Source organism: Marinomonas sp. 5E14-1, from assembly GCF_039939215.1.
GTDB lineage: Bacteria > Pseudomonadota > Gammaproteobacteria > Pseudomonadales > Marinomonadaceae > Marinomonas.
The window spans coordinates 1-19,198 of record NZ_JBDXMW010000020.1; the positions used below are offsets into that span (position 1 = coordinate 1).

At 42.9% G+C, this 19,198-nt stretch carries 14 protein-coding genes and 1 pseudogene; 1 reads left to right on the forward strand and 14 read right to left on the reverse strand.

The genetic code is table 11. From position 1 onward, the window contains the following. From ABFY09_RS14325 to ABFY09_RS14360, 8 genes and pseudogenes are all read right to left on the reverse strand, one after another. Window positions 1-504 (reverse strand): annotated as a pseudogene (locus tag ABFY09_RS14325) (energy transducer TonB); the annotation flags it as partial. After that, window positions 501-932 carry a biopolymer transporter ExbD gene (locus ABFY09_RS14330; protein ID WP_347984960.1) on the reverse strand — a complete coding sequence of 144 codons (432 nt, stop codon included), beginning with the start codon at window positions 930-932 and terminating at the stop codon, window positions 501-503. The gene ABFY09_RS14330 and the pseudogene ABFY09_RS14325, both read right to left, overlap by 4 nt. After that, on the reverse strand, window positions 929-1,351 hold the full coding sequence (locus ABFY09_RS14335) for a biopolymer transporter ExbD (RefSeq protein WP_347984961.1): 423 nt from the start codon (window positions 1,349-1,351) through the stop codon (window positions 929-931). The genes ABFY09_RS14330 and ABFY09_RS14335 overlap by 4 nt, the downstream gene beginning before the upstream one ends. Beyond that, on the reverse strand, window positions 1,341-2,018 hold the full coding sequence (locus tag ABFY09_RS14340; protein ID WP_347984962.1) for a MotA/TolQ/ExbB proton channel family protein: 678 nt from the start codon (window positions 2,016-2,018) through the stop codon (window positions 1,341-1,343). The genes ABFY09_RS14335 and ABFY09_RS14340 overlap by 11 nt, the downstream gene beginning before the upstream one ends. Window positions 2,019-2,198: 180 nt before the next feature. Continuing rightward, on the reverse strand, window positions 2,199-3,758 hold the full coding sequence (locus ABFY09_RS14345) for a hypothetical protein (protein WP_347984963.1): 1,560 nt from the start codon (window positions 3,756-3,758) through the stop codon (window positions 2,199-2,201). Between the two features lie 43 nt (window positions 3,759-3,801). Beyond that, entirely contained in the window at window positions 3,802-4,683 is an 882-nt protein-coding gene (locus ABFY09_RS14350) for a carbohydrate ABC transporter permease (protein ID WP_347984964.1), read from the reverse strand. An 11-nt stretch (window positions 4,684-4,694) separates the two neighbouring features. Continuing rightward, on the reverse strand, window positions 4,695-5,609 hold the full coding sequence (locus ABFY09_RS14355) for an ABC transporter permease subunit (RefSeq protein ID WP_347984965.1): 915 nt from the start codon (window positions 5,607-5,609) through the stop codon (window positions 4,695-4,697). A 395-nt stretch (window positions 5,610-6,004) separates the two neighbouring features. Continuing rightward, window positions 6,005-7,330: an MATE family efflux transporter gene (locus tag ABFY09_RS14360; protein WP_347984966.1), complete on the reverse strand. Its 1,326-nt coding sequence runs from the start codon at window positions 7,328-7,330 to the stop codon at window positions 6,005-6,007. A gap of 255 nt (window positions 7,331-7,585) precedes the next feature. On the opposite strand from ABFY09_RS14360, the gene ABFY09_RS14365 reads away from it, so the two are divergent. Next, window positions 7,586-9,160, forward strand: a complete 1,575-nt coding sequence (locus tag ABFY09_RS14365; protein WP_347984967.1) for a cation:proton antiporter family protein — start codon at window positions 7,586-7,588, stop codon at window positions 9,158-9,160. A 53-nt stretch (window positions 9,161-9,213) separates the two neighbouring features. Here the strand turns inward: ABFY09_RS14365 and ABFY09_RS14370 are convergent, their stop codons facing one another. The 6 genes from ABFY09_RS14370 to ABFY09_RS14395 all read right to left on the reverse strand — a co-directional run bounded on the left by ABFY09_RS14370 (window position 9,214) and on the right by ABFY09_RS14395 (window position 19,192). Beyond that, window positions 9,214-9,390 carry a DUF6435 family protein gene (locus ABFY09_RS14370; RefSeq protein WP_317005327.1) on the reverse strand — a complete coding sequence of 59 codons (177 nt, stop codon included), beginning with the start codon at window positions 9,388-9,390 and terminating at the stop codon, window positions 9,214-9,216. Between the two features lie 161 nt (window positions 9,391-9,551). Further along, complete coding sequence (locus ABFY09_RS14375; protein WP_347984968.1) at window positions 9,552-10,973, reverse strand: FAD-dependent oxidoreductase; 1,422 nt, start codon at window positions 10,971-10,973, stop codon at window positions 9,552-9,554. A 108-nt stretch (window positions 10,974-11,081) separates the two neighbouring features. Continuing rightward, window positions 11,082-15,533, reverse strand: a complete 4,452-nt coding sequence (gene gltB, locus ABFY09_RS14380) for a glutamate synthase large subunit (RefSeq protein ID WP_347984969.1) — start codon at window positions 15,531-15,533, stop codon at window positions 11,082-11,084. Between the two features lie 436 nt (window positions 15,534-15,969). Continuing rightward, window positions 15,970-17,505, reverse strand: coding sequence for an AAA family ATPase (locus tag ABFY09_RS14385; protein WP_347984970.1), 1,536 nt, complete (start codon window positions 17,503-17,505; stop codon window positions 15,970-15,972). Between the two features lie 47 nt (window positions 17,506-17,552). Continuing rightward, a complete protein-coding gene (gene aroB / locus ABFY09_RS14390; protein WP_347984971.1) occupies window positions 17,553-18,644 on the reverse strand; it encodes a 3-dehydroquinate synthase in 1,092 nt (363 codons plus the stop codon). Further along, window positions 18,644-19,192 carry a shikimate kinase gene (locus ABFY09_RS14395; protein WP_347984972.1) on the reverse strand — a complete coding sequence of 183 codons (549 nt, stop codon included), beginning with the start codon at window positions 19,190-19,192 and terminating at the stop codon, window positions 18,644-18,646. The genes aroB and ABFY09_RS14395 overlap by 1 nt, the downstream gene beginning before the upstream one ends. Between the last annotated feature and the right edge of the window lie 6 nt (window positions 19,193-19,198).

A 19,198-nucleotide genomic window follows, 5' to 3' on the forward strand; every position in this document is an offset into this window, starting at 1 on the left:
CTCTGGCTCTGGCTCTGGCTCTGGCTCTGGCTCTGGCTCTGGCTCTGGCTCTGGCTCTGGCTCTGGCTCTGGCTCTGGCTCTGGCTCTGGCTCAACAATAGGCTCTACTTTTTCAATTTCAATAGGCGACTCTTGCTTCACTTCAACCGGCTCTGGCTCAATCACAGGTTCAGGCTCTACAATTGGCTCTGGCTCGGGCTCTGGTTCAATAATAGGCTCAGGCTCGACGACTGGTTCAGGTTCCGGTTCAACAACTAGCTCTGGCTCCACAATAGGATCCTGTTCAACAATTTCTGTCTCTTCGACTTCTTGCACTTCTTCTTGAGCAACACTCGTATCCGAAGCAGCACCTAAGTCACCAACCATCCCAAGACCGAACTCGATCCCTTGGTAACCGACATTCTCGCTGCCTTCTGGAACAGAATAAAAGGCAGCATAAAATGCGCCCGCATGAACAGAAACAGCCAAGCCGCCAGCGATAATCCAATGACGTTTCGAAATCATTCATGACCTCGCGCATGCTGTGTTGCCAAACTGACTTTTGTCAGTCCAGCTAAGCGAACTTGGTTAAAGATTGGACTAAGCTCTTCCAGTGGAATGTCGCCATCCGCTTTAACTTGAACCCAGAAACCATCTTTATCAGCAGAAGCTTCAAAGGCTTCTTCTAAATAGGCTTGTACATTTTCAACGGTTTTCAACTCGTCATCAACATACAGAACGCTGTCTGCACCAACGACAATTTCAACATTCGGATCAGTCGCTGCTCGAGTATCATTCACTGAGTTAGGAGGTACAACCGCAATAGGGTCTGCTTTTTTGATTTGCCCTGCTACCATGAAAAAGACCAACATCAAGAACACAACGTTGATTAAAGGCACCATGTTGTCATCATTGCTCGCCGCTCTCGCTGCGTACTTTTGACCTATCTTCATTGTGACTCCGGCATAGAGAAGGCATTAGCAATTGAGACATTTTCAGCACCGTTCAGTTTTAAACGGTCTGCCAAGTTCATCAGGGTTTGGAGTGTGACACCTTCTTCCGCTTTGATAACAAAAGTTCCTTCATTGTAATCTGCGATAAGTGTTTGGAAATATGTTTGATCCGCAAGATTCACAGCGTGATCTTCAACCCACACTTGATCATCATTCTGCTTTAACGTCAGGATGATGTTTTCTTTCTCTTCTGCCGGTTTTTCATCAGCAGAAGGAACAGATAAAGGTGTGTCTACTATGCGCCAAGGAACAAAACTTGAGGTCAACATAAAGAACAACAATAGAATGAACACCACATCAATAAGTGGTGTCAGACTGATCGCATTCTTGCGTTTGGGTTGAGATAGATTAAGCGGCATGCAGCATCTCTTTTGCTGCTTTTTCGACAAGTTCTTTGGCTTCTTTGCTAGTAAAAACTTGAGTCACTGCGTCATTCATATTATGAGCAATACGTTCTATTTTTCGCTCAAGCCAGCTTTGCAACGTTACGACAGGAATCGCAACAGCCAAACCAACCGCTGTGGTTAAAAGAGCCTGCCAAATACCACCAGATAATACCGAAGGATCTACTTGACTGCCTGCGCCTTCCATTTGTTGGAACGCAGTAATCATACCCAATACGGTACCCAGCAAACCCAGCAATGGACTCAAAGTAGCGATAATTTCTAATGGACGGAGGAAAGAGCGAAACTGGCTAAGTTGGTTCATCGCACGACGTTCAACTTCTTCACGAATCAATTCGACATTGCTTTTTGCTTCTAATACAGCACGCATTGAATAACCAACAAGTGCATCAATTGGACGTTTTTCATCTAATTTTTGCAGGGATTCTTCACGAGCGCCATTGCGCCAATCATCCAGCGCAAATTTCGAGGTTTTCAAGCTTTCTGCGCGCAATGATGAGAACTGCCATAGTTTCAAGAGTACGATGGTTAAGGCAACAACAGAAAAAACCATTAGTATCCATACAACTGGGCCTCCTACTTGCAAAAAATCAATTATTTTTTGCTGTACTGAATCTTCCACAACTCTCTCCAAAATAATAAAAAACAGTGCACAAATGATATTCATTATCAGAAAGATTTTCAATGGATATTTAATGAGTTCATTATTTGAAGAAATATATGAAAATTTAATCTGGATATAAAAATTCAGGCATAAAAAAGCGCCTCACAATGGAGACGCTTTTTAATTTATTATCTGTTATTACTTATATTGACGATCATAAGCAGACTGATAAGCTTTCAGCACTTTGTCGTAACCTAGCTTCTTAATACGTGCGATGTAGTTATCCCACTCTTCATCAACATCGGCACTGCCTAGAATCCAGCGTTGTTGCGCTTCTAACATGTAAGTTAAGATGCCTGGCCAGTACTTGTCATACACTAGACGCTCTGCAACCGTCATAGAGACACCATTGAACTGCTCAATGATGTAATTATTATCGGTGTAAAGCTCAATGCCTTTGGCAGCGATTTCATTCGTCCATTGCCATTCGTAGTTGTAATCCTGGCGGAAGCCGATTGGAATCTGCGCACCTATACTCCACATTTGAGAATTAACAGGTTGAGAATCAGTTAATACTTCTTGTGTATAAGTTGGCTTGCCATCAACCATATTCCAATGAACACCTTCTACACCAAAGTTGGCAATGTTGCGGCCTTTTTCAGTAAAGATGAAGTCCATATATTTGATACTAGCAATCGGATCTTTGTTTGAATAAGTTAACGCCCAGCCATCAGGTTTAACGGTTGTACGGCCGTTTTCTTCCATTCTCACACCAGACGGTGACGCAGGTGGTGCCATTGGAATCCAATCAAAGCCTGGAATGGTTTCTTTCAAACTGTCGTTGTAGCCCGCTGTACTGGCAAACCAGTCATGAGTCATACCGCCAAGATTGTTGCCCAATAAATATTCTCTAGCTTTAGAGCCTCGAGTGAATACTTCTTTATCGATCAGACCTTCTTTGTACCATTTCGCTAGGTTACGAATACCTGTGCGGTAAGTCTCATCAACGTAACCGTGTTTCACTTTATCATGACCTTCAATGTAGAACTGGTGGTAGCTGTCTGTACCTGTTGTACGAGCATCCCAAAGCGTAACCATACGAATCATTTCTTCCCAATGACGGAAGAAAGCAGGCACTTCATCTTGCTTGCCGTTGCCATTTGGGTCACGGTCACGGAAAGCTTTTAACACTTCATACAACTCATCAACGGTTTCTGGTTGCTCAAGGCCTAATTTACTCAACCAATCTTGACGAATATAGTATGCTCGAGCGGCCTGACCATCTGGGAAATAAGCCATGTGGTAAATGTTTCCATCTGGCGCGGTAATGGCTTTCTTAATATCAGGGTTCTTTTCAAAATACGCTTTGATATTTGGCGCGTAGGTATCGATCATGTCATTTAAAGGTAAAAATGCGCCTTCCATACCATATTGGATAAAGCTGTCTTTTAGACTGTTACCGCCAACGATGTCAGGCAAGTTGCCAGAAACCAACATTAGATTGAACAGCTCTTGACTGTTGGTACCAATTTTAGACGCCACACCTTTCAGGCGAACCCCCGTATACTTCTCATATTCTTCCGCAACAGGCCAGTTTTCGTCCCATGCATACTTGTTACGGAAGTGCATATGAATACTCAATTCTAACGGTTTATCTGTCACTTTATATTTGTCATCATCACCCGCAGCAACAGATGCTCCTGACGTCGCAGCCAAAGCTAGCGCGATTGCAGTAGACGGTAGTATTTTATTTATCATTTTTTTCTCCATTTATTATATTTATATTTTGAAAAAACAAACCTTACTCTTTAACCCCACCCATCATAATACCTTTATTGAAATGCTTCTGAAGGTATGGATAAACCAGAAGAACTGGAATGATGGAAACTACAATAATCGCAGCAACAATTGTTTCAAAAGAATAACTACTTGATAACAAAGTACTAGCGAATTCATCGTCCATGTTAGCTTCGATAATGATACGCTTTAAATATACCTGTAGAGGAATTTTATCTTCCTCACGAAGCAAAATCATGGCCCAAAAATATCCATTCCAACGAGCAACAATACAAAATAGTGCAACAGTTACAATGGCTGGTTTTGAAAGTGGAATAAACACCTTCCACAGCAAACTAAAATCACCTGCGCCGTCCATTCTTGCTGCTTCTTCAAAAGATTTAGGAATCGCTTCAAAGAAGTTTCTTAAAAGAATGATATTAAATGCCGTACAAGCAAACGCAATTAATATACCGAACCTCGAATCTAATAAATCCAAATCTCTTAAGTTCAAGAAGAAAGGAATCATTCCTGCGTTGAACCACATAGTAAAAGCGATGAAGAAGTTAAAATATCTTCTGCCAATTAATTGAGGTCGGGATAACGCATAAGATCCAGGAATAATAATCGCCAAACTCACCAATGTACCAAAGATGGTATAGAAGAAAGTGTTCGCATAAGACTTCCAAAAAACCACATCGCTCAACACTTTATCGTAGGCTGCAAAGGTAATATCTTTCGGAAAAAACACCACCTGTCCAGACGACACAGCGAAGCCAGAACTAATAGAAGCAGCAGCAATGTAAATAAATGGGTAAAGCGTACTAAGTACAAATAATGCAATAAGGAACATATTGGCATAGCCAAAAATCTTATCGCCTCGTGAATATAAATTAAAATCTGACATTTATTTTACCTCTACCACAAAGAAGACGATGAGTATTTACGGCTTAACCAGTTCGCCGCATATACCATTACGAAAGCAACAACAGCGTTAAATAAGCCAGCAGCAGTTGCAACATCATATTGGCTACCCTGTAAACCTACTCGATAGATATAGGTACTAATGACATCTGCCGTTTCAAAAGTAGATGGTTGGTACAAAAGAATAATATATTCGAAACCTACCTCGACCATGTTGCCTATTTTAATAATAAGCATGATCAAGATCGTTGGTAGAATAGTTGGCAAGGTAATCTTGTACATCATTTGGAAACGCGTCGCGCCATCTACTTTTGCTGATTCATATAAAGATGGGTTAACACTTGCAATGGCTGCAAGATAAACGATGGAGTCAAAGCCAGCTTCTTTCCATATATTACTTCCGATGAAAATAGCTCGAAAATATTCAGGATTTGTTAAGAAATAGATCTTATCAAAGCCTAAAGCGTCCAATGTCAGGTTAACAATACCTGTTGTTGGAGATAGGAAGCTAATTACCAAGCCTGCCACGATAACCACAGAGATAAAGTGAGGTAAATAAGCGATAGTCTGAGCTACTCGTTTGAATACGAAATGATGAATTTCGTTAAACATCAAAGCGAGCATGATCGGAATAGGAAAACCGAAGATTAGCCCATAAAAACTAATCACGAACGTATTTTGGATTGCTCGTAAAAAGTTTTCGTCTTCGAACAGGGTGTAAAAGTGTTCAAAACCCACCCAACTACTGCCCGATATTCCACGGAACAAACTGAAGTCTTTAAACGCTATTTGTAACCCCCCCATTGGGACATATAAAAACACGATGAACCAAATGACCATTGGCGCCAGCAACACATATACTTGCCAATCTGCTTTTATTTTTCCTAATAAAGCAGAGAGAGGACTCATCGAAGAGGGCGCTCCCTGCTTGTTAGTATCTAATTTATTCATATTGAACCTATTATTAGTATATTGAGTTTTCTGTTACGCCATCAAAAATGTGTAATAAATGCGTTTTTTCTTCCTCCATAATCAGATTCTGTCTCTCTAATCACTACCACTAAAAGCAAACTCTTGTTTTGTATGACAAATATAGAAAGACTCAGAATGAAAAATAATTCGATACATCAACTCATCTCGTATTTTTGGTATAAGCACTAAGAAGTGGATTTATATACTGTTACAAAAGAAGCGATCTTTACAGGTCGCTTGATAAGAATTGGAAAAAGAAAATCAGGGATTAAAGAACTGAAAAGTCAATCAAAAGCTTATTTTATATAAGTAAATTCAATATATATTTTCGCTTAATCATTTTTTTCAAGCTTCTCTATAATACGTTGATACATCCACCAAGCAGATATTCCTGCTAGCAAGTTCCCGACTAATACACCAACAAAAAGCCCTTTCAGACCTGCTAACTCTGCTCCTATCCACAAACAAGGAATAAAAAAAGCAAATAAACGCAGTGCAGAAATAGCCAGTGCGGAGTATGAACGCCCCAAAGCATTTGATACAGACACCATCAGCATGCAAACACCTAGCGCGCCTAAACTGATCGGCACCAGCATTAAATGCCAATTTAAGATATTTGATACGGCTTCATCACTCACCATTAGGTGGGATAAAAAACCAGACGCCAAAAGTGTTCCAATCGCAACGAGACACTGAAAAAACAGTATGAAGCGGCAAGCGAGTGTTACGAGCTGGCGAATGCCTCTTATTTCCTTCGCGCCAAGAAGTCGCCCAACCATAGGAGGCATAGACATAGTAAGCGCTAACACCACAACAATCGAAAAGAATTCAAACCTTGACCCTAACGCCCAAGCCGCTACTGCTGCCGTACCAAAGCCAGCAATCAGTTTGGTCGCAAGCATGGAGGAAACCGGCGGCAACAATTGGCTTATCATCGCAGGCCCCATTATATGACCGATCGATAACAGACTCTCTTTTATGTTCAAATCTTCCCAGGAAAAGGTCACCCAATCTCTTCGCTTTACAAGAGGAGCCATAACCAAAACGCCAACACTAAATGCGACTGTGGTCGCCATTGCTGCGCCGTTCAAACCAAGGTCAAACGTAAAAATAAAAATTGGATCGAGCAGTAAATTCAACACACTGGTCAGCACCATCATAATGCCGGGCAATAAGGTGTTTCCATTGGCTCGACATAAGCTGTAATAAAAATATATGAAAGCCCCAATCCAAGCGCTCAATAACCAATGAGGCCAATAAGACTCAACCACAGGAAACACTGCCTCAGGCGCACTTAGCAGAAATAAAATGGGCTCACGCAAAAGCCAAATCAGCACACAAAATAATGCGATACCAACACCGCCAATCATAAGAACCAATCCACCCAACTGCCGACTATAGCGAATATCCCCAGCACCAAGTGCACGCGCGATAATTGCTGTCGTGGCAATCCCCAAACCTACTTGCAACCCAATCACCACCATTTGAATAGGTAAAGTAAAACCTTGAGCAGCAAGCGGCAGAACACCCAACTGACCAATAAAAGCACTATCGACTAGCTGAAAACTCATCATAGACAAAATGCCAAAAAGCATTGGCCAAGTCATGGAGAATAATTGCTTCCCTAAAGAAGCAGATGAAGACACTTGGGAGGACATAAGAAACTCTAGCGGTAAAAATTAGCGGTAATTTTACTCTATTTAAAAAGACTTGGATAAATAAAGTCTATTTCGATTTGATGACGAAAGGAGCGCATCTTCAGCGATAATTGTGTGTATGCAACAGAGAAAAAATACGATGCGAGCTGTATTTTAGTGGCGCTATAAGATATTGAGATAACAAGCTGCACGGCTTGAGTAAATTTCGTATGATAATCTTTCCCCTTGGCCACCTCATTGATTTAGAAGGACAGCATGGAATTTACTTGGATTTTATTTGCGTTTGTCTGCGGCTTAGCAGTCAAAATGATCAATCTGCCACCGCTCATCGGTTTTCTATTAGCTGGCTTCTTACTACATTATCTAGGGTTTGAAGCAAGCAGCACTCTAGATTCTCTTGCAAATATAGGCATTACCTTAATGCTTTTCAGTATTGGCTTAAAGCTGCACGTTAAAGATCTACTCAAACGAGAAGTCTGGGCTTCAACCCTGACTCACATGAGTATTTGGACTCTACTTTTTGGCGGCATCGCACTCACCCTCGGCACACTGAGCTTACCTTATTTCGGTATTTTAGATATCACATCCGCAGCCTTAATCGGTTTTGCTTTGAGCTTCTCAAGTACCGTTTGTGTGATGAAACTGCTGGAAGAAAGTGGTGAGTTAAAAACTCGTCATGGGCAATTATCCCTTGGCATATTAGTTATGCAGGACATAATTGCAGTAATCTTTCTCGTCGCGGCGACAGGTAAAATCCCTTCGATTTGGGCTCTCGGTTTATTCGGTTTGTTACTGGTTCGTCCGCTTATCAACAAAATGGTCGATCGTGTCGGACATGGAGAAATGTTGCCTTTAACTGGAATATTTCTTGCTCTAGGCGGCTACGAGCTATTTTATCTAGTTGGAGTCAAAGGCGATTTAGGCGCATTGATTTTTGGCATTCTCTTAGCGTCTCATCCAAAATCATCAGAAATGAATAAATCCCTAATGAACTTCAAAGACTTATTTTTAATCGGCTTCTTTCTTTCGATCGGCTTTACGGCTCTACCCACGTTTGAAATGATTGGTATGAGCTTAATTATTACACTTGTTATTTTGGCAAAGTTCGCCCTTTTCTTCTTCCTATTAACCAAGTTCAAACTTCGTGGCAGGACATCTTTTTTATCCTCCCTTATCCTCTCCAACTACAGTGAGTTTGGCCTCATTGTCGTAGCACTGAGCGTTGCCAACGGTTGGCTAGAAAAAGAATGGTTAGTCATTCTAGCGCTTGGTGTCTCTTTCTCCTTTGTCATTACCAGCATGATTTATCGTCAGTCTCACAAACTATATCGACAAAACAAAGAAAGCATTCGTCAATTTGAAAGCCCACAATGCTTGCCTGAAGATGTTTTTACTCAACCAAAAGACGCGGAAGTGCTAATTGTCGGTTTAGGTCGAGTTGGGCGAGGTGCTTTCGAGTCAATCAAAAACATCATTGGCAATAACCTTGCTGGAATGGATGCTGACAGAAGTCGAATCAAGCTCATGCAAGAAGCAGGAGAAAACGTCTTTTATGGTGATGGTGAAGATGCCGACCTTTGGGAGCGCTTAGACACAAACGGCATACGCCTAATTATGTTGGCTTTGCCAATCGCAGAAGACAGCACCAACATTGCGATACAACTGCGTAAAGCCAACTATCAAGGTCATATCGCTGCGATTGCACGCTATCAAGATGAGCGAGAAACCTTGTTAGCCGCAGGTATCGACAATGTCTTCAACTTCTACACAGAAGCAGGTACAGGTTTCGCAGAAGAAAGTTTGACCCTCATCCGACCTACAAACGCATAACCCCTTCATCAAAATACAGCATTCAGCCGTATTTTGAAGGCAAAGCTATCAGACTAATTATTTGATAGCTTTGCCTCATCTATCTTAGCTTTCACAGCTTCTGCTTGTTCCGTTAACTCTGAATACCCTTTAATGTCACCGCTACGTTGAGCTTGCATGGCTTTTTCCAATAACGCACCGTATTCTTTATCGAGTTTCTTGATCGGGTCAGATTTCAAAAAATTGAACATATTTAGCCTGCTTTAATGAGTGAATATTGCTTATACGTTAGAAGTAAGTACTTAGATCCTTTCCAAGATAAATAATGCGAACAAAGCATGATTAGGCACAAAAAAAACGCTGATCAGATGTCTCTGACCAGCGTTTTTTATAAAGCGAAGTAAGCTAAGACTTAAACGTCTAAGAAATCCATGATACCTTCAGCCGCTTTGCGGCCTTCATCAATGGCGGTTACCACCAAATCAGAACCACGCACCATGTCACCACCAGCAAAGATTTTTTCGTTCGTAGTTTGGAACATGAATTTACCTTTCTTCGGTGCAATCACGCGACCACGAGAGTCGGTTTCAATACCAAATTTCTCGAACCAAGGCGCTGGACTGGCCTGGAAACCAAAGGCCACCAAGATAGCGTCAGCAGGAATAATCTGCTCGCTGCCTTCAATCACTTCTGCACTGCGGCGGCCATTTTCGTCAGGCTCGCCCATTTGAGTCTCAACCACTTTAATGCCTTCTACTTTGCCATCACCAACAATTTCCACAGGTTGACGGTTGAAGAGGAATTGCACGCCTTCTTCTTTGGCATTCTGTACTTCTTTACGAGAGCCTGGCATATTTTCTTGGTCACGACGGTATACACAAGACACGCTTTTCGCTCCTTGACGAATCGCAGTACGGTTACAGTCCATCGCAGTATCACCACCGCCCAGCACAACCACTTTTTTACCTTTCAGGTTAACGTAATCCGCTTCATCTTCTTCAAAATCTAAACAATGATTTACGTTAGACACAAGATAATCCAAGGCATCATGAACACCAGGAAGATCTTCACCTGGAAAACCGCCTTTCATGTACTTGTAAGTGCCCATACCTAAGAAAACAGCGTCATATTCTTCGAGCACATGCTCAAAAGGAACATCGTCACCAACAGAAGTGCCTAAAACAAATTCAACACCCATTTCTTCAAAAATTTCACGGCGGCGTGTCATCACACTTTTTTCCAATTTGAATTCAGGAATACCAAATGTGAGCAATCCGCCAATCTCAGGATATTTATCAAACACAACAGGCTTAATACCGTTACGAACTAAAACGTCTGCACACGCAAGGCCAGCAGGGCCCGCGCCTACGATTGCGACAGTTTTGTTCACTGGCACAACATTAGACATGTCCGGACGCCAGCCTAAAGCAAATGCAGTGTCAGTAATGTACTTCTCAACAGAACCAATTGTTACTGCACCAAAACCACCTTCACCCAGCGTACAAGCGCCTTCACAAAGTCTGTCTTGTGGACAAACTCGGCCACATACTTCAGGCAAAGAGTTAGTGCGGTGGCTCAACTCCGCCGCTTCTAAAATACTGCCTTCGCTGACAAGTTTCAGCCAATTTGGGATGTAGTTGTGAACAGGACATTTCCATTCACAATATGGATTACCACATTCCAAACAACGGTGTGCTTGGCTCTTTGCACCCGTTTCTTCAAAAGGTCGGTATATTTCGACAAATTGACCTTTACGTGTAATTAAAGGTTTTTTCTTAGGATCCTTACGATCCACTTCAACAAATTGAAATACGTTGTTCAAGCGCTCAGACATAAGCTGCTATCTCCTTGGCTGCTTGTTCACAAGCAGCGCTTCTCTCAAATGGATCAGACTGATTCGTACATGGCACTGAGTGCAAGCTCAGCGCCACAACAGCGTGTTTTATTCCGGACGTTGACGAGTATTAGCCAATAGCGCGCCTATGCTTGCTGCTTTTGGTTTTACTAGCCAGAACTTGCCAATGTAGTCATAGAAATTTTCTAAGAGTTCATGGCCCCATTCGCTGTCAGTTTCTCGTACGTACTCTTCCAGTACAGAGCGAAGGTGTGAACGATATTCTTCTGTTAACTCTGTACCGATACGGTGAATTTCAACCAACTCATGATTGTATTTATCAACAAAGGTACGGTCCAAATCAAGAACGTAAGCAAAGCCACCCGTCATACCAGCACCGAAGTTATAACCCGTATTACCCAGTACCGTTACCATCCCGCCAGTCATATATTCACAGCAGTGATCGCCTGCGCCTTCTATAACCGTATGCGTGCCTGAGTTACGTACTGCAAAACGCTCACCTGCTGTACCTGCTGCAAACAACTTACCGCCAGTCGCACCATACAAACAGGTGTTACCAATAATGGCCGAGTTTTGAGATTTGAAAGATGAGTTTTTCGGTGGACGAACAACCAACTTACCACCTGTCATACCTTTACCGACGTAATCATTCGCATCGCCTTCTAGGTACATATTCAAACCGCCCGCGTTCCAAACACCAAAACTTTGTCCTGCGGTTCCTTTCAGCTTCAAAGTTAAAGGCATATCAGACATACCTTGGTTACCGTAACGTTTAGCGATTTCACCTGATAGACGAGCACCGATAGAGCGGTCGCAGTTGGTAACATTGAATTCGAACTCTCCGCCTTCTTTTTCTTCTACTGCATTTTTCACTGCGTCCCACATACGAATAGCATGCTCACCTTTATCGTGAGGAGGGTTAAAAGGTAAGTCGCAATATTGCGGTTTATCAGCAGGAATCGCGTCATTATTCAAAATCGGGGACAAGTCCAAGTTGCGCTGCTTATCTGTTTCACCCGGTAACGTCTTCAACAAATCCGTGCGGCCAATCAGGTCTTGTAGACGAGACACACCCAATTTCGCTAACCACAGGCGAGTATCTTCCGCCATGAATAGGAAGAAGTTTTTGATCATCTCAACTGTGCCGATAAAGTGATCGTCACGTAGACCTTGATCCTGAGTTGCAACACCTGTCGCACAATTATTTAAGTGACAGATACGTAAGAACTTACAACCCATTGCAACCATTGGCGTCGTACCGAAGCCAAAACTTTCAGCGCCTAGAATTGCGGCTTTCACAACGTCTAGACCAGTTTTTAAACCACCGTCGGTTTGCAGGCGAATCTTGCCACGCAAATCGTTTGAACGAAGTGCTTGTTGCGCTTCTGCCAAACCAAGTTCCCAAGGAGAACCAGCGTGGCGAATAGAAGTAATCGGCGATGCCGCTGTACCACCGTCATAACCAGAAATAGTGATTAAGTCTGCATAGGCTTTCGCTACACCTGCCGCGATCGTGCCTACACCTGGCTCAGAAACCAGCTTCACAGACACCAATGCCTCTGGGTTTACTTGTTTCAAATCGAAGATAAGCTGAGCCAAATCTTCAATCGAATAAATATCATGATGCGGTGGTGGTGAAATCAAAGTCACACCAGGAACTGCGTAACGTAGACGAGCAATCAGACCGTTTACCTTACCACCTGGAAGCTGACCACCTTCACCTGGTTTCGCACCTTGAGCAACCTTGATCTGCAACACTTCTGCGTTAACCAAGTATTCAGGCGTTACACCAAATCGACCAGAAGCGATCTGTTTGATCTTAGAACGACGTTCTGTGCCATGGCGAGCTGGGTCTTCACCACCTTCACCTGAGTTTGAACGGCAACCTAATTCGTTCATTGCTTGAGCAAGTGCTTCATGAGCTTCAGGAGACAATGCACCTAAAGACATACCTGCAGAATCAAAGCGAGGAAGAATGTGCTCAATAGATTCCACGTCATCAATCGAAATTGGCTTAGCTTTGTCAGACAAAGTGAACAAGTCACGAATCATAGAAGCCGGACGCGTGTTCACTAACTCCGCGTATTTTGTGAAGTCTTCGAACTTACCAGAACCCACTGCGGTTTGAAGGTTGCGGACCACATCTGGGTTAAATGCATGGTATTCCGCATCATGTACGTATTTTAAGTAACCACCATGTTGAATCGGTTTACGTAATTTCCAAGCATTGTTTGCAACAGATGCTTGCTCGCGTTGGAAATCTTCAAATCTAGCGCCTTTGATACGGCTAGAAACACCACGGAAACAAAGATCAATAACAGCAGTATCCAAACCAATGGCTTCAAACAATTGAGCACCACGGTAAGACGCCATTGTAGAGATGCCCATTTTAGACAAGATCTTCATCAAGCCTTTGTTGATACCTTTACGATATTTCGCATGGCAAGAAATAGGGTCGCCCATCACTTCGCCTTTATCAACCATATCGTTAATTAAGCGATAAGAAAGATAAGGGTAAACCGCCGTCGCACCAAAGCCTAATAGAACAGCAAATTGGTGAGGGTCACGGGCAAAGCCCGTGTCCGCGATGATGTTAGAATCACAACGTAAACCGGCTCTAGTTAAATGATGATGAACAGCACCAACCGCCATAGGCGCAGGAATTGGCAAGTGCCCTTTCTGCAAATCGCGATCTGTAAGAACCAAGATTACAGCACCATTACGCACTTCGTCTTCAGCCTTAGCTTGCAATGCTTTAATCGATTCTTCTAGAGACATTTCAGCAGGGTTGTAGTTTGTATCCAAACGAACCAAGCGAAATCTATGGTCATTCATTGCTAATAGGCGAGTAAATTTACGTGCCGAAATGATAGGCGAAGATAAGATAATACGATTCGCGTGTTTAGGCGTTTCTTCAAATAAGTTGCGCTCTGAACCAATACAAGTCTCTAAAGACATGACGACAGATTCACGCAATGGGTCGATTGGTGGATTTGTCACCTGCGCAAACTTCTGACGGAAGTAATCACTTATCGGACGAGTTTGGCTGGACATAACCGCCATCGGCGTATCATCTCCCATAGAACCCACTGCTTCATGACCACTTTCTGCAAGTGGACGGAAGATTTGCTCACGCTCTTCAAAAGACACTTGGAACATCTTTTGGTAAGTAGACATTTCTTCTGGCGTGAAGGCAACAAACTCTTGGCTAGATTCAACAAGGATTGTTTCGATACGAATCGCTTCTTGCTTCAACCACTTTTTGTATGGGTGCATCGATTTCAAACGCTTGTCGATATCATCCGTATGAAGAACTTCACCTGTCTGAGTATCAACAACCAACATTTGACCTGGACCAACACGACCTTTAGCCACAACATCTTCAGGTTTGTAATCGTAAGTACCAATTTCAGACGCTAACGTGATGAAACCATTTTTCGTTACAACCCAACGAGAAGGACGCAAACCGTTACGGTCTAACATACAAATCGCATGACGACCATCAGTCATTACCAAGCCTGCGGGGCCATCCCATGGTTCCATATGCATAGAGTTGTATTCATAAAATGCACGCAACTCTGGATCCATGTTTTCTACGTTTTGCCATGCAGGTGGAATGATCAAACGCGCAGCACGGAAAATGTCCATACCACCCGTTACAAGGATTTCCAGCATGTTATCCATAGAAGAGGAATCTGAACCGGTTAAGTTAACCAATGGTTGCAAATCTTGTAATTCAGGAATCAAAGGTGAACGCAATTTGTTGGCACGAGCAAGTGCCCAGTTACGATTACCTTCAATGGTGTTGATCTCACCGTTATGCGCCAACATGCGGAATGGCTGAGCCAATGGCCATCTCGGCAATGTATTGGTAGAGAAACGTTGGTGGAATACACAAATAGCCGTTTCTAGTTTCTCATTGCCTAAGTCTTTATAAAAAGAAGGCAAATCCACTGGCATCATTAAGCCTTTGTAAGACAACACCTTGTCAGACAAAGAACAAATATAGAAGTTTTCATAATGAGCCAATGCCATTTCAGTTTTACGACGAGCAACGAACAAGCGAGTCGCAAAAGTACGAGCATCCATTCGGTTGCTGTCGATGAAAATTTGTTCGATGCGAGGTAAGCATTCTTCAGCAATTCGACCTAAGCAAGAAGAGTCTGTTGGCACATCGCGCCAACCTACAACGTTTACACCTTGGCCTTCTAACTGCTTTGTTAATTCGTCACGTTGTTCTGTTGCCAACGCTTCGTCTTGATCCAAGAAGACCATACCAATACCGTATAAATCCGATAAGGTATGCTTAAACAGTGATTTTGCCTCTGCGCGTAAAAAAGCGTCTGGCTTCTGTATCAAAAGACCACAACCGTCTCCGGTTTTTCCATCGGCCGCGATACCACCGCGGTGCGTCATACATGTCAAAGATTGAATCGCTGTTTTCAACAATTCGTGGCTTGTATTGCCTTCCATATGAGCAATTAGACCAAAGCCACAGTTGTCTTTGAACTCGCCAGGACGATAAAGGCCTGCATTCATACACCAACTCCCAAAGTTGTAACCTAAATAAAATAAGTAAAGATAAAATCAAAATTTTGATGGCGGAATTAAGAAGCTGTACATATTGTTAAATTCGCTTCGAGAATGACTATCATTTATCCAAAGGGCCATCTAAATGGAAGGACATACTACCTCGCAGAAGGGGACTACTCAAATTTACATAAGCCCACTTTCTGTTATTTTGGCGGCTTTTATAGGGTATTTAGCGGTGAATAATCGGAAGTTAGAGAATTATCTATGGCTGGAGTTTTTTGAAACAGAAAATTCCACTGTTCATTCACGTTTTTCAGTGAATTACAGTTAATTTTACTAAATTGTATGTTTTTTTATACGAAAGCCTCACAAAATGAGGCTCTCACAGTCTAATAAAGCACTCTCCACAGTGGATTGACCTAAAAATAATCTACAACGGAGGCTATTGCACTTTCTTTATATCGTCTTGGATGCCACGAGCACTTCTCGCCCATGGATTAAGGTCTCTTATGTCTCGAGGCAAGGTCTCCGATGCCGCAATAGCTTCGCTGCGATTTTGATATAAACCGTATACAACAACATACCAATCTCGACCGTTATGTGTCGATTTAAAGTAACCAAACGCATCAACGCTGCCTTGATCTCGGATGAAGCTTTTGACTGTATTGATATTGTGCGTACCCAAAAGTTGTAAGGTGTAACGATTCGGATTTTGTAATTGCCACCACTGAGTCTTATCGAACGGATCTGGTGCCACAGTCACTGGCTCTGTTTTTGGCTGAACGACTTCAGGAGCAACAGGTGCAGGCTCAGCGGCTGGCACCTGTGTTCGTATCGGCGCCGTTGGCACAACTGGCTGCGAGCTAGGCTCTGCATCTGGCAATGTTTCTGTGTTACCCAATGAACTAGACATACTAATCGCTGGCAAAGAGGTTTCTGTCGTCAGCGCAGGCAAAACAAGTTCACCTTCTTGGCCAATTTTACGCTGCATTGCATCAATACGAGCAATGGTTTCCGCGGAAGACTGCCCTTGTCTAGGGCTCAAAGGAATCACATTACTGGTTCTATCCGCCACCGTATTTTCCTCTGGCTGACCAGAGAAAAGAACCGCCATCAAAATCCCCAACATAACGAGCGAAAGCAGAGCCATGTGCGCAAGAGGAAATCCCATCGCCAAGTTAAAGCGCATCTTTGCTTTCCCTGACTTGCCTTTTCCCATCATGGTTTGAGCAATCGAATTAATGCGCCCTGGGTAACCACCAGACTCAAGATGAATTTGGGTAATTTGTTTTTCGTTAAACGGTAAGTTGATTCCGCCACCTACCGCACGAACTCGATGCAATAAATAGGCACGAGTTTGCTCTAATGAATATGGAGCTAAGGTAAATGAATGACTCAACTGTTCATATCGAGAGCTTTGGAAAGAATCTAAGTTTCGCGCCAGTGAATGCTCACTAAACAGCACGACATGAGGAACGGTTTGGTTCTCCGTTGCCAAAGACATCATGTCTAACAACATGGTCACAGCATCGGTGTTTAACTCTTGTGCATTATCGACCAAAACTAATGCCGCTTGGCCTTTATCTTCCAAGTCATGGGAAAACTTAAGCAGAGGGCCAAAGGTTGTTTCATTGGGAGGCTGAGAAAAGTGACCAGCAAAACCAACGTATATAGCTTGCAGTAGCTGACCAGCCGTCATCAACATAGAAGCTTTAACGTGACTGACAATTGTGGATTCGTCTTGATGGCGAGCAAATTCCATCAAGAATCGACTTTTGCCGCTACCTTGTGGACCTTGTACAACAGAAAGCAAGCTACTGTATCGGCTTAAATGCTCTAGCAAAGCAAGTTGTTGATTACCTTCTTCAGAAGCAAAGTAAACGGACGCATCCTTCGAGCCAAAAGGATCCCTCAGTGTCGATTTTGAGGGCTGATCAAGCGCATCCTCTAGGTCAAACTGAAAATCAGGCTTAGGCATAGTCGTCCTTCCACAATAGTCACTAAGAATAATTAAGTAAAAATCGCCTACTTACTTACTTCGAGTGCATCCAAAATACATGCATTAAAATCGTCCATCGGGAAATCCGATGTCACCATAGCGTCGCCCAAAGCATTCAAAAGCACCAGGCGCAAGCTGCCATCTAACACTTTTTTATCTAAGGCCATTCGCTCTATAAAGCTTTCTAGCGTCATATTTTTAGGGGGTAAAATTGGCAAGTTGGCCGCTTCAAATAAAGCAATAGAACGACTCAAATCGTCATCCGTTACTTTACCCATACGCCATGAAAGATCCAGTGCAAGAATACTACCTGCTGCCACCGCTTCACCGTGCAACCAATTTCCATATCCCATTTCGGTTTCTATAGCGTGACCAAAAGTATGTCCAAGATTGAGAATCGCGCGAATCCCTCCTTCTCTTTCATCTTGGGCAACAACGTTAGCTTTTGCCAAGCAAGAGCGATAAATCGCTTCGCTTATTTTATTATTGTCTAGCGCCATTAATGGCGTCATCTCTTGCTCTAACCAATCAAAGAAAGGCTCATCACAAATCAAACCGTATTTAATGACTTCCGCCATGCCTGCTGACAACTCTCGTTGCGGCAAACTGTCTAGAGTTTCCGTATCAATAATAACGGCCTGTGGCTGATAAAATGCCCCTATCATATTCTTGCCTAGAGGATGGTTTACACCGGTTTTACCACCCACGGAAGAATCTACCTGCGACAACAAGGTTGTAGGCACCTGAATGAAAGGTACGCCACGTTGATAGGTTGCCGCTGCAAAACCAGCCATGTCACCGACAACACCACCGCCTAATGCGATCACAGTCGTTGTTCTGTTGTGTTTTGCTTCTAGTAACGAGGTCATAATCTGACCATATGTTTCTAATGTTTTGTAAACTTCGCCATCCGGTAAAACACAAGTATCCACTTTATAGTCTGCGGACAACATGGACATCATAGACTCCAGATACAAAGGAGCAATGGTCTCATTTGTTACTATCATGACCTGTTTACCATGAATCGCATCATCAAACAGCGCTTTTTGCTGGCGAATACCATGGCCAATATAAATAGGGTAACTACGATCGCCAAGATCAACGGTTAACGTACGCATTAAGATACAGAGGTCTCCATGTCGAGATGTCGCTTGATTGCATCCAGCACCTTATTGGCGACAGATTTTGGATGACGCGAATCAGTTTCTACTACAAGTGTCGCCACTTCTCTATAAAGAGGGTCACGCACTTCAAAAAGTTTTCTTAAGGTTGCCCTTGGATCGCCGGTTTGCAAAAGAGGACGATGAGTACTTTTAGACGTTCGGTAAAGTTGCTGAGCAACAGAAGCGTATAAATATACCACCAAAGCATCATCGCGAAGAATGTTACGATTTTCCTCTCGCATTACAATACCACCACCTGTTGCGACAACAGAATCACTTGTGTCTGATTGAACAATCGACGTAAGCGCCTGTGTTTCTCGCTTACGAAAACCGTCTTCACCTTCCTTTTCAAAAATCCAAGGAATATCAGCACCAGCATTATCTTCTATAACTTTATCAAGATCATAGAACTCTTTGCTCATCGATTGTGAGATCAAACGACCTATCGTGGTTTTTCCTGCGCCCATTGGGCCTACTAAAATAATATTGGGGGCTTTTGTCATTGTATT